Annotated in this window: 11 protein-coding genes and 1 pseudogene; 3 read left to right on the top strand and 9 right to left on the bottom strand. The window is 69.5% G+C overall.

Features of this window, described 5'->3' with window-relative positions; translation table 11 throughout:
* Positions 1-24: 24 nt before the first annotated feature.
* Positions 25-678 carry a hypothetical protein gene (locus tag ACFYV5_RS04260; protein ID WP_389164115.1) on the bottom strand — a complete coding sequence of 218 codons (654 nt, stop codon included), beginning with the start codon at positions 676-678 and terminating at the stop codon, positions 25-27.
* A gap of 169 nt (positions 679-847) precedes the next feature.
* Between ACFYV5_RS04260 and lepB the strand changes: the two genes are divergently transcribed.
* On the top strand, positions 848-1,615 hold the full coding sequence (gene lepB, locus ACFYV5_RS04255; RefSeq protein WP_389165068.1) for a signal peptidase I: 768 nt from the start codon (positions 848-850) through the stop codon (positions 1,613-1,615).
* 212 nt (positions 1,616-1,827) lie between these two features.
* Here lepB and ACFYV5_RS04250 read toward each other — a convergent pair whose 3' ends face one another.
* Both ACFYV5_RS04250 and ACFYV5_RS04245 read right to left on the bottom strand, forming a co-directional pair.
* Positions 1,828-2,058 carry a hypothetical protein gene (locus ACFYV5_RS04250; RefSeq protein WP_389164112.1) on the bottom strand — a complete coding sequence of 77 codons (231 nt, stop codon included), beginning with the start codon at positions 2,056-2,058 and terminating at the stop codon, positions 1,828-1,830.
* Positions 2,059-2,350: 292 nt separating this feature from the next.
* Entirely contained in the window at positions 2,351-3,469 is a 1,119-nt protein-coding gene (locus ACFYV5_RS04245) for a serine hydrolase domain-containing protein (protein ID WP_389164109.1), read from the bottom strand.
* A 171-nt stretch (positions 3,470-3,640) separates the two neighbouring features.
* Between ACFYV5_RS04245 and ACFYV5_RS04240 the strand changes: the two genes are divergently transcribed.
* Positions 3,641-4,300, top strand: coding sequence for a helix-turn-helix domain-containing protein (locus ACFYV5_RS04240; protein WP_355109976.1), 660 nt, complete (start codon positions 3,641-3,643; stop codon positions 4,298-4,300).
* A 42-nt stretch (positions 4,301-4,342) separates the two neighbouring features.
* Here ACFYV5_RS04240 and ACFYV5_RS04235 read toward each other — a convergent pair whose 3' ends face one another.
* The 4 genes from ACFYV5_RS04235 to ACFYV5_RS04220 all read right to left on the bottom strand — a co-directional run bounded on the left by ACFYV5_RS04235 (position 4,343) and on the right by ACFYV5_RS04220 (position 9,524).
* Positions 4,343-5,947: a glycoside hydrolase family 13 protein gene (locus ACFYV5_RS04235; protein WP_389164105.1), complete on the bottom strand. Its 1,605-nt coding sequence runs from the start codon at positions 5,945-5,947 to the stop codon at positions 4,343-4,345.
* A gap of 121 nt (positions 5,948-6,068) precedes the next feature.
* A complete protein-coding gene (locus tag ACFYV5_RS04230) occupies positions 6,069-6,944 on the bottom strand; it encodes a carbohydrate ABC transporter permease (RefSeq protein WP_389164101.1) in 876 nt (291 codons plus the stop codon).
* A gap of 15 nt (positions 6,945-6,959) precedes the next feature.
* Positions 6,960-7,919 carry a carbohydrate ABC transporter permease gene (locus ACFYV5_RS04225; RefSeq protein WP_389164098.1) on the bottom strand — a complete coding sequence of 320 codons (960 nt, stop codon included), beginning with the start codon at positions 7,917-7,919 and terminating at the stop codon, positions 6,960-6,962.
* Positions 7,920-8,105: 186 nt separating this feature from the next.
* Complete coding sequence (locus ACFYV5_RS04220; RefSeq protein WP_389164095.1) at positions 8,106-9,524, bottom strand: extracellular solute-binding protein; 1,419 nt, start codon at positions 9,522-9,524, stop codon at positions 8,106-8,108.
* Between the two features lie 174 nt (positions 9,525-9,698).
* Between ACFYV5_RS04220 and ACFYV5_RS04215 the strand changes: the two are divergent.
* Positions 9,699-10,013: pseudogene (locus tag ACFYV5_RS04215) on the top strand (transposase); the annotation flags it as partial.
* Between the two features lie 617 nt (positions 10,014-10,630).
* On the opposite strand, the gene ACFYV5_RS04210 reads toward ACFYV5_RS04215, so the two are convergent.
* Together ACFYV5_RS04210 and ACFYV5_RS04205 are read right to left on the bottom strand one after the other, a co-directional pair.
* Positions 10,631-10,951, bottom strand: coding sequence for a cupin domain-containing protein (locus ACFYV5_RS04210; RefSeq protein ID WP_389164092.1), 321 nt, complete (start codon positions 10,949-10,951; stop codon positions 10,631-10,633).
* 172 nt (positions 10,952-11,123) lie between these two features.
* Complete coding sequence (locus ACFYV5_RS04205) at positions 11,124-15,413, bottom strand: discoidin domain-containing protein (protein ID WP_389164089.1); 4,290 nt, start codon at positions 15,411-15,413, stop codon at positions 11,124-11,126.
* Between the last annotated feature and the right edge of the window lie 39 nt (positions 15,414-15,452).

Genomic DNA, 15,452 nt, shown 5'->3' with positions numbered 1-15,452 from the left:
GCAGGCGTCGATCCACGATCGCGGTCATGAGTCCCACTGGTCGCAGTACTCGATGTGGATCTCGCGAGCGTCGCCGAGAATGCCGGCGTTGGAGTGGAGCTCGGTGCAGTAGTGCGGGTAGTTCGGATGGACGGGGACGTGTCCGGGACCGTTTCGGGCGACATCGAGGAAGTGCCGGGCGGTGTCCCCGAACACCTTCGCGCTGCCGGTCATGAACAGGGTCTCGGCGTGGAGAGGCTGGTGAAACAGATCCCGGTTCTCCCGGTAGTGCCGTGCCTCATGGTCGATCACGGCTTTGCCCGGGTGTCCCGGGCCGGGCAACGTCACCGTCTGCGGACGCCCCGGGCCGAGCCGCCGGCGCACTTCCTTCCAGCGCGAGGGCGCGAACTGGAGCGAGTGGTGCAGCAGTACGAGGTCAAGCTGCCGCCCGCTCCCTTCCGGCGGCTCGTGGGAGGGGGACCGGTTGGCTCGCATCGGCAGGTGGACCAGTGAGCGCGGCGAAGAGGCGGCGAGCGTCCACAGCCCACCGATTCGCTGCGCGGCATCCTGATCGAGGTAGGCGTCCAGATGCCGGTCGTGGTCGATGAGTACGGCGTGGACCAGCGGCCGGGCTGGTCGGATGACTCGGAACTCCGTGGACCCGAGCCGTGCTTGATGGATGGTGATCGGTAGTTTCATCGGTTCTCCGTGAACACGGCGGCTGACATCGGCGTGCCGAGGGGGCCGACACGGAGGAGGGGCGTCAGGTCACCCGTACGTGGTGCAGAGCGGCGTCAGCCGCCACTCGGGCATCGTCGGGCATAAGGTCCATTCAGGCAACGTGAATTCGAGGAAGTCGGGAGTGGACGTGGGCGACGTGGTGATCGATGCGCGAACCGATCGGGAGGGCCCGGAGGACGGTCCTTCCGATGAGGCCGCCTCTGCCTCCGGTCCCGGCCCGAAGCGGTCTCGCCCCTTCTGGGTCGAGCTGCCGCTGCTCGCCGGCGTCGCGCTGGTGCTGGCCTTTCTGATCAAGACGTTCCTGCTCCAGGCGTTCCTCATTCCCTCGGGCTCCATGCAGAACGCCCTCCAGGAGGACGATCGCGTCCTGGTCGACAAGCTCACGCCGTGGTTCGGCTCGGAGCCCACCCGTGGCGAGGTCATGGTCTTCCGCGATCCCGGCGACTGGCTGCTGCGCCATCCGGTGCAGGAGCCCAACCCGGCACAGAAGTTCCTGAGCTTCGTCGGGCTGATGCCCTCGGTCGGAGAGCAGCACCTGATCAAACGGGTCATCGGTGTCGCCGGCGACACGGTCGAATGCGCGGGCACGGGACCGCTCAAGGTGAACGGCAAGCCGCTCGCCGAGCCGTACGTCTTCCCCGGGAACACCGCCTGCAGCACGGACGCCGACGGCCAGTTCAAGGTCACGGTGCCCAGCGGCCATCTCTGGGTGATGGGCGACCACCGCCAGAGCTCGCAGGACTCCCGCTACCACCAGAACGACCCCCGCGCCGGCATGGTGCCCGTGACGGACGTGGTCGGCCGCGCCGTCGTCGTCGCCTGGCCGGTCGGCCACTGGTCGACCCTGCCCGTGCCGAGCACCTTCGAACAGCCGGGTCTCGCGCCCGCACCGTGACGCTTCTCCCCCGGGGACAGACCGAGTCGGGTCGCGGGCGTCGGGCTCCGCCCAAGGCATCCCCGCAAGGAGAGCGACACCGACCTCATTCGGCGTCCGGCCAGGGCGGTCGGCACCAAGGCCGCAGACTGAGCGCACCGTTCCCGCCGACAGCTCGGAGTGCTGCACGGAGGGGAACACCGCGGCACGAAGAGGCGGGCGGGTGGCCGTGGTCAGTGGGTGAGCTTCCTGTACGCGGCGCAGGCGCGGGCCAGTCGAGCGACAGCCGTCCCGATGACGGCCGCGGCGAGCAGGCAGGCGAGGCGGCCGGCGTCGTGCGGGGCCGCCCAGGTGAGCCTGCCCGTGGGCGGGATGGCGAAGCCGTTGAGAATCACCCAGCAGAGCACGGCGGTACCGGGTGCGGCGGCGAGGCGGGCTCCCGTACTCACGAGTGCGGCGATCACGGACAGCGCGATGAGGTCGAGCGTGGGGCCGCCCCGGTCGCCGGGGTCATCCTCGGCCCGCTCAGCGCCCGCTACACCGAGCCGATCGCCACCTACCTCACCGGACGCCGACGGAGGACGGTCGCCGAGGCGACGTCGTCGTCCGCCCGGACTCCGGCCCCCGCCGACATGACGGAACAGATGGACGACCCCAACGTCGTCGGCCGCGCGTGAACGAGGGGGCACCCGGTGCCCGGTCGACGGGACGGGCGGGGTGTGCGACACGGAACGCCCGTGCCGCTCCCCGGCCCGGTCAGCCGTACATCGCCACGCGGTACAGAGTCGCGAGCGCGTCGTCGATGGGATGGGGCTGCGGCGTGCCGGAGGAGTCGAGCCTGTTCCACCTCTGCAGGTTCACCGCGACCGCCAGTTGCCGCTCGCCGTCGGCACGAATCATGGCCAGTGCTCCACCACCCCAGACCGTGCCGCCATGGCCCCAGAAGGTGCCCTGACCGGGACCCTCCATCGGATGCAGGCCGAGGCCGTAGTCGATCGTCTTTCCCTCCTGGGAGACGACCGGGACAGTGCGTTGCATCTGCGCCAGCGACGACGGGCTGATGATCTCCCCGGCCAGCAGCATGCCGTAAAAGCGGTTGAGGTCCGCGACGGTTGATATCAGCGAGGCCGACGGCCCCACCCACGACATGTCGTAGACGCTGTAGTCGCGCGGCGGGTCGATCATGCCGAACCACGCCTCGTAGAGCTGCGAGTGCGGCCCCTTGACGTACGGCCCGGCGGGAAATGCGGTGTCCCGGAGCCCGGCGCGCTCGATGACGTGCCGGGTGATGTACCGCTCGGCCGTGGTGCCTGTCACCTGTTCCAGGAGTTGGACGAGGAGCAGGTAGTTGGTGTTGGAGTACACCCCCGGAACACCGCCCGGGGCGCTGACGGCAGGTGCGGTGACCCCCATCTCGATCAGTTCGGCGGGGTCGAACCGTGTGAACCGGTGGTCGTCCAGGCTCTGGGGCCCGGTTTCCGCGATGACGGGCATCCCCTTGAGGGAGGGGTAGGCGTACGGGAGGTACTCGGCGAGGCCGCTGGTGTGGTTGATCAGCATCCGGACCGTGATCGCGTCACCGCGTTCTCCGGGCACCAGCTTCGGAAGGTACCGGCCGATCGGCGCGTCGAGATCGATCTGACCGCTCTCGACCTGCTGCAGCACCGCTGCGGCGGTGAAGGTCTTGGTGATGCTGCCGACGCGGTGCCGCATGTCGGCGGTGACGGGGCGGCCGGTGGCGACATCGGCGACCCCGGCGGCGCCGCGCCAGACGTGGTCGCCGGCACGCACCTCGGCGAACAGGCCCGGTATCCCGGCGCGGTGGACGTTCTCCAGGGCAGCACTCAGCTCAGCGGGATCCAGTGGGTTCCTCACGACATGCGTCCTTTCGTCATCCCCGGGGTGAGCCCCACGACGGTCGCTCGGCCCGGGCAACGGGGCACCAGTGGCATGCCGGTCCGCCCGGCATACCGATGCCCTCATTATGCACGCGGTGCGTGCATCACCAAGTGCACAGGTAGGGTGAGATTCGGCGAGAGGAGCGAGATGACAGGCCGAAGGCGTTGGTCGACCGAAGAGATCCTGGATGCGGCGGCGGAGCTGCTGCGCACGGGCGACGCGGATTCGTTCAGCGTGCGCAAGCTCGCCGCGGTCCTCGGGACCGATTCCTCCAGCCTCTACCGGCACTTCCGCAGCAAGACCGAACTGCTGCGCGCGGTCGCCGACCGGGTTCTGCTGGCCGCCATGGACGGCTACCGCCCCGAGGGTGACTGGAAGCAGCGCATCACGTCCCTGGCCCTGCATGTGCGAGAGGCCTTCGTGCGGCAGCCCCAGCTCGCCGCGGTCTGGGGGCGCTACGCATCGAGCGGCGCCGGTTCCCGGCTCATCATGGAAGAGGCGCTGCACGCCCTGCGCACGTCGGGGCTGCCCGACGAGGAGATCCCGGCGTGCTACCACCGGCTCGCGGTCCTCATCGCCGCACTGGTTGCCTCCGAGGCCGGTTTCAGCACCCTCACCCCGGGAGAGTACGAACAGGGCATGGAGCTGTTTCGCGTCGCGGTACTCGGCGCCGACCCCGAACGCTTCCCGACCCTGGCCCACTTCGCCCGCGACGTCCGCCCCCTCGGGGTGGATCGCCGCGCCGCGTTCGAGGAGATCCTCGCCGTCCAACTCGCCCACATCGAGGCAGCGATCCGCCCGAGCTGACCGACCGGCGGGCGTCGACCACGGTTCGATCGATCCCCGAGGTCAGGTGCGCAGCCAGACGGCGATGTCCGGGGGGAGCGTGCCGCCGGTCGGCAGCTCGTCGCTGGCCAGCAGGACGTCGGTGTGCGGTGGGAGGGGTACGGGGTCGGCGGAGAGGTTCACCACGCAGAGGAGGCCCTCCGCGCGGGCGATGGTCAGCACCCCGTCGGGGGACGGCAGCCACTCCATGGGGCCGTCTCCGAATCCGGCCTCGGTGCGGCGCAGTTCCAGGGCGGTGCGGTAGAGGGTGAGCATGGAGCCGGGGTCAGTGGCCTGGCGGTCGACGGCGTAGCGGGCCCAGTCGGCGGGCTGCGGCAGCCACGGCTCCGTACCGGCGCCGAAGCCGTACGAGGGGGCGTCGGCCTCCCAGGGGAGGGGGACGCGGCAGCCGTCGCGGCCGGGGTCGGTGCCGCCGGAGCGGAAGTGCATCGGGTCCTGGATGCGGTCGCGGGGGATGTCGGCCTCCGGCAGGCCCAGTTCCTCGCCCTGGTAGAGGTAGACGGAGCCGGGCAGGGCGAGGGTGAGGAGAGCGGCGGCGCGGGCGCGGCGGGTGCCGAGGGCCAGGTCGGTCGGGGTGCCGAAGCGCTTCTTGGCGAAGTCGAAGCCGGTGTCGTCGCGGCCGTACCGGGTCACCGTGCGGGTCACGTCGTGGTTGCAGAGAACCCAGGTGGCGGGGGCGCCCACGGGGGCGTGTTCGGCGAGGGTGTCGTCGATGGTGCGGCGCAGCCGGTCCGGCTCCCAGGGGCAGGAGAGGAAGGCGAAGTTGAAGGCGGTGTGCAGTTCGTCGGGGCGGAGGTAGCGGGCGAAGCGTTCGGCGTCGGGGAGCCAGACCTCTCCGACGAAGACACCGCCGTACTCGTCGGCGATCGCCCGCCAGGAGCGGTAGATGTCGTGGATCTCGTCCTGGTCGATGTACGGGTGCGGGTCGACGCCCTCGACGAAGTCGGGGAGGTCGGGGTCCTTGGTGAGCAGGGCCGCGGAGTCGATCCGTACGCCGGCGACGCCTCGTTCGAACCAGAAGCGCAGGATGTCCTCGTGTTCCCGGCGGACGTCGGGGTGGGACCAGTTGAGGTCGGGCTGTTCGGGGGTGAAGAGGTGGAGGTACCACTCGCCGTCCGGGACGCGGGTCCAGGTGTTCCCGGCGAACTGGGACGGCCAGTCGTTGGGCGGGAGTTCGCCGTGTTCGCCGCGGCCGGGCCGGAAGTGGAAGCGGGCCCGCTCCGGGCTGCCGGGGCCGGCCTCCAGCGCCTCGCGGAACCAGACGTGCTGGTCGGAGACGTGATTGGGGACGATGTCGACGATGACCCGGATGCCCGTCTCGCGGGCCTCGACGATGAGCTTCTCGGCCTCGGCGAGGGTGCCGAAGGCGGGGTCGATGGTGCGGTAGTCGGCGACGTCGTAGCCGCCGTCGACCAGCGGGGAGGCGTACCAGGGGGTGAACCAGAGGGCGTCGATGCCGAGTTCGGCGAGGTAGGGCAGTCTCGCCCGGACACCCGCGAGGTCCCCGGTGCCGTCGCCGTCCCCGTCGGCGAAGCTGCGTGGGTACACCTGGTAGATGGCGGCGCTGCGCCACCAGTCGTCGGTGCGCGGGGTGTCAGGGGCTGCCACGGGACGGTCCTTTCGGGCAGGTCGGGGTTCTTCGTCGCCGGCCCGGCGCGGCGGGGCACGGGAAGGCGGGCCGGCGACGAAGTTCTGGGGTTGGAAGGGAGGAGGAGGGGGACGGACCCGGTCAGCCCTTGAGTCCGCCGGCGGTGAGGCCGCTCATGATGTTGCGCTGGAAGATCACGAAGATCAGCAGCGTGGGTACGGAGGCGATCGTGAGCGCGGCGATGAGGACGTTCACCGGGACGCCGTTGGAGAGGGAGTAGATCCCCACGTTGAGGGTCTGCTTCGTCGGGTCGGGGAGGGTGAGCATCGGCCAGAGGAAGTCCTTCCAGACACCGACGACCGCGAAGATCGACACGACGCCGAGGATGGGCCGGGAGATCGGGAGCACGATCGACCACAGGATCCGCAGGGGCGATGCTCCGTCCATGGAGGCGGCGTCGAGGAGCTCCTTGGGAAGGGAGTCGAAGAACCGCTTCAGCAGGAAGATGTTGAAGGCGTTGGTGACGGACGGCAGCCAGATCGCCCACGGGCTGTTGAGCAGGTTGCGTTCGATGACGGGGACATCGAGCACGGTGAGGTACTGGGGCACCACGAGGACGGTCGCCGGGATCATCAGGGTGGCCAGCATCATGCCGAGGATCGCCTTGCCGAGCACCGGGCGGAGCTTGGACAGGGAGTAGGCGGCGGCGACGTCCAGGACGAGCTGGAAGGCGAGCGCGCCGAAGGCGTAGTAGAGGGTGTTGAAGAGGAGGGTGGCGAGGTCCATGACCTCCCAGGCGCGGCTGTAGTTGGCCGGTTCGAAGGAGCCGGGGACCAGGGTGGGCGGGGTCTGGATGACCTCTTGGGCGTCCTTGAAGCCGCTGGACACCAGCCAGTAGAGGGGGCCGAGGAAGGCCAGGGTGAACAGGAGGACGACGGCGGCGAAGACGGTCCAGTAGAGGGCCCTGCCGCGCGGCCTGGCGAGGACGGCCGGCGAGATGAGTGTGCGTGTGGACATGGCTGGTCTCCGGTCCTACTCGTCCTCGGCGCGGCTGAGCTTGACGTACGCCGCCGAGAAGCCGGCGAGGAGTACGAGCAGGAGCAGGCCGAGCGCCGCCGCGGCACCGTAGTTGTTGAAGTTGAAGGCGTACTGGTAGATGAGGTAGACGACGGTCGTGGTCGATCCCTCGGGGCCGGCGCCGCCGGTGAGCAGGAAGGGCTCCACGAAGACCTGCATCGTGGCGATGATCTGCATGAGCGCCATCAGCGAGAGGATGAGGCGCGTCTGCGGGACGGTGACGTGCCAGATCTTGCGCAGGAGTCCCGCGCCGTCCAGCTCGGCGGCCTCGTACAGCTCGCCGGGGATGGACTGGAGGGCCGCCAGGTAGATCAGGGTCGCGCCGCCCATGTTCATCCAGGTGGAGGCGATGACGACGGCGACCATCGAGATGTCCGGGTCCTGGAGCCACTGCTGCTCGGGCAGGCCGATCGAGGTGAACAGCTCGTTGAGCAGGCCGTAGCCGGGGTCGTACAAGTACTTGAAGAGGAGGACCGCGGCGACCGGCGGCAGCATCACCGGCAGGTAGACGAGAAGGCGCAGGTAGCCCTGGCCGTGGTGGAACTCGTTGATGACGATCGCGACCAGGAAGGGCAGCGCGAAGCCGAAGACGAGGGCGAGGACGGTGAACAGGCCGGTGTTGCCCCACGCCTGCCAGAAGGCCGGGTCGTTGACAACCGTCGCCAGGTTGTCGAGCCCGACCCAGGTCGTGCGGCCGTTCTCGGTCTTCTGGAAGGCGAGGAAGAACTCCCGGACCATCGGGTACCAGGAGAAGACACCGAAGCACAGGACCGCGCCGATGAGGAAGCCGTGGGCGGTCAGGTTACGCCGCAGACTCCTGGCGAACCGGCCGCCGGCCGGCGCGGGGCCCGCTTCGCGCGGCGGGGAGGGGCGGGGGGCGTCCGCCTTGCTCGGGGTCAGGCTGGGGGCCGACATCGTCGCTCCTTGGTACTGGCTGCCGGTTCGGGAGCCCGATCGGACGGGCGGTGGGGTACGGGTGGCTGGGGGCGGGCGGTTGGGGGCGGGCGGTTGGGGGACGCGTAGGCCCGGGACGGTCCGGCCCGCGGGCGGGGGCGGCGGCAGGAGCGGGGGCGGGCGCGGGCCCTCCCCCGCCCGAGCGGGTCACTGGTTGGCGAGGACCTGATTGACCTGCGCCTCGGCGGTGGCGAGAAGCTTGTCGACGTCGGCGTCCTTGTTGGTCAGGACACCCGACATCACGTTGTCCAGGATCTTGTAGACCTCCTGCGCCTTCGGCGGCTCGGCCTTGCCCGCGACGGGGTTGTCCATGAATGCCTTGAAGTTCGCGACCGGCATGGTGGCGTTGGCGACGCGGGCGGCGTCGTCCTTCGTCTTGGACTCGTTCAGCCAGAAGTTGGGCTGGGGGATGCCCACCGGGAGCTTGTCGGCCTTGGTACGGGCCCAGTCGAACTGGCCCTTGCCGACGGTGAGGTTCTTGAAGTTGAGCCAGGCGACGGCTGCCTTGATCTTGTCGGACGAGATGCCCTTCTTGATCATGTAGTTGTTGCCGCCGGCGAGCGTGTTCTTGCCGCCGGGTATCGGGCCCATGCCGAAGTTCTCGTACCTCGCGCCCAACTGCTGGACCATGTACGCGATGTCGTCGGGGGCGGCGAGGAACATGCCGAGCTTGTCGGTGGCGATCTGCTTCTGCAGGTCGCCCCACTTGAGCAACTGGGTCTTGCCCATGGAGTCGTCCTCCCAGCGCATGGCGCGGAGATTCTCGACGACCTGCTTGCCGAGCTCGTTGTTGAACGCGGCCTTCTTGCCGCTCGCGTCGACGACGTCCCCGCCGAGGCTGTACATCTGGGCGGTGAAGTGCCAGCCGCCGGTGTTGCCGGCGCTGTACTCGCCGAAGCCCGCGACGCCGTCGCCGAGACCGGCGATCTTCTTCGCGGCGGCCCGGACCTCCTCCCAGGTGCGGGGCGGCGCGTCGGGGTTCAGGCCGGCGTCCTCGAAGAGCTTGCGGTTGATCAGCAGGCCCATGGTGTAGTTGCTGGTCGGCAGGCCGTAGAGCTTGCCGTCCTGCTTGAGGGAGCCGAGGACGTTCGGGTCGATGTCCTTCAGGAGCGGCACGCTCTTGTCGTTGACGTACGCGGTGATGTCCGCGGCGCCGTCCTCGGAGAGGACCTGCGGCAGGTCGGTGAAGTAGGTGTAGAACACGTCCGGCTGGGACTTGGCCTTGAGCATCGCGGTGAAGCGCGGCGGCTCCAGGCACTGGCCGGGGGTGGAGCGGCCCTCGATGGTGACGTTCGGGTACGTCTTGTTGAACTCGGCGACGTCCTCCTTCCACTCCTTGAGCTCCGCCGCCTTCGCCGTGGGCGGCATGCAGTCGATCGTGAGCGTGACCTTGGCCTTCGGGTCGAGCGGGGCCGACGGGTCGGAGGAGCCGCTCTGCTGGGCTCCGTCGCTGCCGTTGTCGCCGCTGCTGCTCGTGCCGCAGGCGGCGAGCCCGGTCAGCGAGAGGGCGGAGACGAGGGTGACTGCGGCGACACGGCGGCTGCGGCGGAGCCGGGCACTTCTCATGGGTGGTCCCCTTCGGGAAGAACGTGGAGGTCGCCCCATCGCCGGTGCGTTGTGGGGCGCGGCACACTCAATCACCACCGACAAGTGAACGCAAGATCTCGCGCTGATTTCGTAATTGCCTGACAGTGACGCGTAACCGCGCCAGAATCAGCCCGCACCGCATCGACACGTGGAGCAGCATGGGGCAGCGCGGGGCGGTTGATCGACGGCATACGGTTCAGGGTCCGGACCGGAGTTCCGTGGCGGGATGTGCCCATCGAGTACGGGCCGTGGGGCCGGGTCTACGACCTGTTCCGCCGCTGGCAGCGGAACGGGGCCTGGCACCGGATCCTCACCCGGCTCCAGTCCCTGGCAGTCGAGCAGGGTCGGAAGCCCATGTCGATCGTGGTGACGGCGGGACAGCGCGGGGACCTCGCCGCAGTTCGAGCCCGTGCTGGAAAAAGTCCGCGTGCCGCGCCTCGGGCCGGGCCGGCCACGCGTCCGCCCTGATCGTGTCCGCGCGGGCAACGCGTACGACTCCCACAGCACCGGTCCTACCTGCGCAGACGCGGGATCAAGGCCACGATTCCGGTGCCTGCGGACCGGGTCCGCAACCGCCTCAAACGTGGATCGCGGGGCGGCCGGCCGCCGAAGTTCGACAGAGACGACTACAAGCAGCGGCACGCGGTCGAGTGCGGGATCAACCGGCTCAAGCGCCATCGTGCCGTCGCTACCAGGTGCGACAAACTCGCCGTCCGCTACGAAGCGACAGTGCTGGTCGCAGCCTCGAGTGGCTCTGACCAGTTCTCCGCGCTGGACGCTAGCGACGGCTCTTTCGAACGTCGCGCCGGAACTGCTCGAAGCCAGCGCGTAGGTTGAGGTAGTCGAGGGCGAGTGCCGCACCGCGAGCAGCCCACATCACTGCCTTCACCAGGACCTCGTCCACCGGCATCCTTCTTTCGACGACCGTATTTCCCCTTCAGACTCCGCTACGGCCCCTAAGGTTGCGCGGTTGCCGCAGGGCGAGGTGGCTTCCCAGGTGCGCGTTCCCGAGTGCATCGGTGGACGGTGAGGATCACCGGCAGTGCGGGGCCGGGGTCTCCGGGCCGCCTGCGGGGAGCGGTGGTTCAGGAGGCGGCAGGTGCCGATGCGTGCGCCGCGGCTGCCTTGAGCTCGATTTCCACGAAGGCCAGCGGCGCGTCGCCGGCGTTGACGACCTCGTGCTCCGCGCCTGCTGGGCGTGCGTAGGACTCGCCCGCGCTCAGCTCCGATGTGCCTTCGGCGCCACCGGGCGCGAGGATCCTGATCGTGCCGTCGGTGAGCGGCACCACGACGTAGTCGTACTGGTGGACATGCGGGCCCGTGCTGGTTCCGGGCTCGAAGTCCCAGCGTGTGACGCGTACGCGCTCATCGTCATGCTGCACCGTCGCCCGAGCCGTGGTCGTCATCACGAGTCCTTCCTGTCGCTGTGGCCCGCCTGTTCCCCAGGCTAGTCCTGTTGATCACGACAGTCGGCGAGGGCGCCTCCGTCCGGGCAGACGGGCGCAGGCCGGCGCAGGCCTCGAAGGAGAGGCCTGCGCCGACGGGGGTGCCTCCAGGAGACGGCCGGAGGTGTCGTGGCTAGGGATTGATGGTGATCTTGAAGGTGGAGGTGGTGTTACGGATGTCGACGGCGTTGCCGTTCATCCGCAGCCCGTTGAAGGTGACCTCCCCGACGGCGGGGCCCTGGCCCGACTCCGGCATCTCGTTGGCCCAGAGGCCGAAGCCGGACTTGGCGTCCCAGGCGTCGCCGCTCTTACGGGCTCCGGTGATGGAGATGTCGGTGATGACGGTGTCCTTGATCGGGAACTGCGGCTGTCCACCGACGTAGTTCGTCTGGAACATGATGCCGCTGTAGGTGGGGTCGACGATGTCGACGTTGTTCACCCTGATGCCCTGGAACACCTTGGAGGCGGAGAAGAGCCACATGCCGGGGAAGGTCTGGTTGCCCCAGAAGTGGCCCCCGGCCCGGACGATCGAGATGTTCTCGAGCGTCGTCGGCTCGGTTCCGAAGCCGTTCATGGCGTAGCCGAAGTCCAGCGAGGAGATGGTGACGCCGGAGTAGACGAGCGTGTCGGCGATGTGGATGTTACGGAAGGTGTTGCGGTAGCCGCCGTACACCGCCACGCCCGCGGCGCGCCACGTCAGGGTCGACGTGAGGTTCTCGTAGACGTTGTTCTTCATGTCGGCGCCGCCGGCGTCGATCGCCGAGAACAGCGCGAAGCTGTCGTCACCGGTCGCCCGGGCGTCGTTGTTGACGACGTGGTTGTCCGTGGAGCCGTTCGTCATGTTGATGCCGTCGGCGAACATGTTCCGGATCCGCGAGTTCTTGATCGTGATCCGGTCGGTGTTGGCGCCCCAGTAGAGGCACACCATGTGCTCGGTCCAGACGTTGTCGATCTCCATGTCGGTCACGTTGGCGAAGTCGAAGACCTTGCCGGGACCGTCGATGCGCGAGGTGTAGTTGCCGAAGTAGGCGAAGTTGCGGAAGGACGAGCCCTTCGCCGCGGCCTCGGCCCGGAAGCCGACGTCGGTGTTGTCCTGCGAGGCGGGCGCGTGGAACTTCGTGTACCAGGGGCCGGCGCCGACGACCTGCACCGGCTTGCCGTAGACCTGGAACTTGCTCGACGTCTGGTAGTCGCCGGGCGGCAGATAGACGCCGACGAGCTTGCCCGTGGAGTCCATGCGGACCCTGTCGAGCGCGTTCTGGACGTCCTGCTGCCCGAAGCCCGCCGGGACGGCGTACGCGGCCGGGTCGGGGTTGGCGACCGGGGTGACCTGCTCCAGGTTGACGAAGTCGATCGCGTAGTTCGCGGCGCTGTTGGCCGCGTCCTTCTGCAGCCGGATCCTGCTGCCCGCCGGGACCGTCCTCCCCAGCATGACGTGGGCTTCGTCGTAGATGTGGCGGGGTCCGCCGGCGGACGGCGCGTTCTCCGGCCTGGTCTCGTTGCCGTAGAGCCACGCGTACGTCGAGGTCAGCGGCAGGGCCTTGGTGAAGACCCCGTCGATGTAGACGTTGATGGTCGAGTCGATGCCGCCGCCACCCGGGGCGTCCGGGATCGAGAAGCGGGTGACCAGGGTGTTGGTGGCGGCCCGGGTGGTGAACTCGACGTACTCGCCGGTCGCGTCCAGGTTCACCGCCTTGCGGCCGGAGGCCTCGCCCGCGATGTCGCCGACGGTCCGATTCGGACCGACGACGGTCGCGCCGCCGCCGGCCGTGCCGTCCTCCGCCTCGTACATGTCGTACGGCATGCTGGCACCGCGGCCCACGAAGAGCGGCTGGGTGGAGGTGTTGTTCTCCCGCTTGACCGGCAGCTCGTTGGCGTCGTCGGCGAGGACAGTCCTCACGGTGTACGAGCCGTTGGCCGCGGTCCAGGGGCCGAGGTTCACCTCGGCCGTGGCTCCGGCGGCGATGGCCCCGGTGTGCGCCCCCGTGAGGGTCTTGACCGTCGCGCCCGTGGAGTCGACCAGGCTGAGGGTGACGCCGTGGGCGCCCGCGGCGGACGCCTGGGTGCCCTGGTTCTTCACGGCCACCTTGAAGGTGACCGTGTCGCCGGCGGCCGGGCTCGACGGCGACGTGGTCACCGAGGCGGCGACCAGGTCGGAGCTCCACACCGGCTTGACGACGAGCGCACTCGGGCTGGTGAAGGTGTTGTTGGTCTCGTTCTGCTCGACGACCGCGTTCGCCTCGTCCGCGACCGCGCTGAGCTGGTACGACCCGGCGTCCCGCGCCCCCAGGGAGGCGGTGACCGTGGTCTGCGCTCCGGCGGCGAGGGCGCCGACCTGGGCGGTGGCGACCTTGGTGCCGCTCAGGCGCAGCGCGACGGCGCTGGCCGGCGCGGCGGCCGGGCCGGTGTTGCGTACGGTGGCCGACACGGTGATCGCGTCCGACTCGACCGGGGCGGCCGGCGTCGTGGTCAGGCCGGTCACCTCCAGGTCCGGGTTGGGCGCGGGCACGCCGACGACCTGGAACTCGGCGAGCTGGCCGGCCGCGGATCCGGAGTTGGCCGTGAACTTCAGCTGGACGTCGGCGACGCGCGCGGTGACCGGGACGGTCACGGTGTTGCCGCCGGCCGGGTCGAAGGTGTAGCTCTTCGCGGCGACCAGGCTCGTGAAGCCCGACGCGTTCTGCTCGCGGCCGAGGACCTCGATGGTCTGGTTGCGCGCGGCCCAGGCGGTGTCGGGGTTGAGCTTCAGGACCAGCCGGTCGAGGTCGGCGTTGGCGCCGAGCTTGACGGTGAGGGTGTTCGGGTAGCTGCCGCCCGCGCCCTCCCAGTACGTGCTCGTGTTGTTGTCGTTGGCGTTCTCCGCCGCGTAGCTGTGGACCGTGGAGGACGCGCTGATGGGCTTGGAGACGGCCAGGTCGGAACCGGTGGAGCCGCTGCCGTCGCGGGTGACGGTGTTGCTGTTGCCCGACTGGTTGCCGGCCGCGTCCTTGGCCCGCACGTGATACGTGACGGTCTGGTTCGTCGGACGGTTGTCCGTGTACGTCGTGACGTTGCCCGCCACGCTCGTCAGCAGCGTGCCGTTCGCGTAGACGTCGTAACCGGTGACACCCGTGTTGTCGGTGGAGGCGTTCCACGTCAGCTTCACCTGACCGCTCGCCGGCTCGGTGAACGCCAGGTTCGCCGGAGCCGTCGGCGCCTGCGTGTCACCGGAGTCGGCCCGCCGGGTGACGGTGTTGCTGTCGGCGGACTGGTTTCCGGCCGCGTCCTTGGCCCTGACGTGATAGGTCACCGTCTGGTTCGCCGGACGGTTGTCCGTGTACGTGGTGACGTTGCCCGCCACGCTCGTCAGCAGCGCGCCGTTCGCGTAGACGTCGTAACCGGTCACACCCGTGTTGTCGGTGGAGGCGTTCCACGTCAGCTTCACCTGACCGCTCGCCGGCTCGGTGAACGTCAGGTTCGCCGGAGCCGTCGGCGCCTGCGTGTCACCGGTGCCGGGGCCGTAGACCTCCAGCTCGGAGAGCTGGGCGGCCGGCTGCACGGTGTTCGCCGTGACGAGGGCCCGGATGTACCTGGCGGTGGTCGCGCCGAACGGGATCGTCACGGTGTTCTGGGCGGACGGCGTGAACTCGTACGCCTTCGAGGCGGTGAGGTCCGTGAAGTCCGTGCCGTTGTCGCTGCTCTGGATCTTCAGGGTCTGACTGCGCGCGCCCCAGCCGTCGGGCAGGCGCAGCACGACGCGGTCGACGCGGACGGAGGAGCCGAGGTCGGCCCGCAGCCACTGGGGCAGCTCGTTGTTGCGGCTCTCCCAGTAGGTGGCCTTGTTGCCGTCGTTGGCGTTGCCCGGCGCGTACACCTCGGTGTGGCTGCTCGCGGTGAGCGTCTTGCCGGCGGCCAGGTTCGCCGAGGAGCCGTCGGCGCCGTGCACCTCGAGCTCGGAGAGCTGGGCGGCCGGCCAGCCGGTGTTGGCGGTGATGTCGACGCGTACGAAGCGCGCCTGGGCGGCCGGGAAGCTCACCGTGACGGCGTTGCCGGCGCCGGGGCTGAAGGCGTACGTCGCCGAGCTCTTGAGGGTGCTGAAGCTGGTGCCGTCGGCGCTGCCCTGGACGGCGAGCGTCTGGTGGCGGCTCTCCCAGCCCGCCGGAAGCTTCAGGACGACCTCGTCGATGCGGGTGCTCGTACCGAGGTCGGTCTGGACCCACTGCGGGAGGTTCGAGCCGGAGCTCTGCCAGTACGTTCCCTGATTGCCGTCGGTGATGTGGGCGGCGCCGTACTCGGGCAGGGCGCTGCTGGCCGCCGCGGGATCTCCCACGGCGATGTTGGGTCCCCCGGCGGCCTGGGCGGTCATCAGCGGACCGCCCAGCGCGAGCAGGCTCGTCGCGATCAGGGCGCTCATGCTCCGCGAACGCCAGTTCTGTCTTCTCATGTGTCCTCGATCTCGGCCTCGCGCGCCCGTAGGCTGCGT

The organism is Streptomyces sp. NPDC003035 (genome assembly GCF_042888285.1).
Lineage (GTDB): Bacteria > Actinomycetota > Actinomycetes > Streptomycetales > Streptomycetaceae > Streptomyces.
The sequence above is the reverse complement of the archived record's forward strand: the minus strand, read 5'-3'. Positions and strand labels throughout refer to the sequence as shown.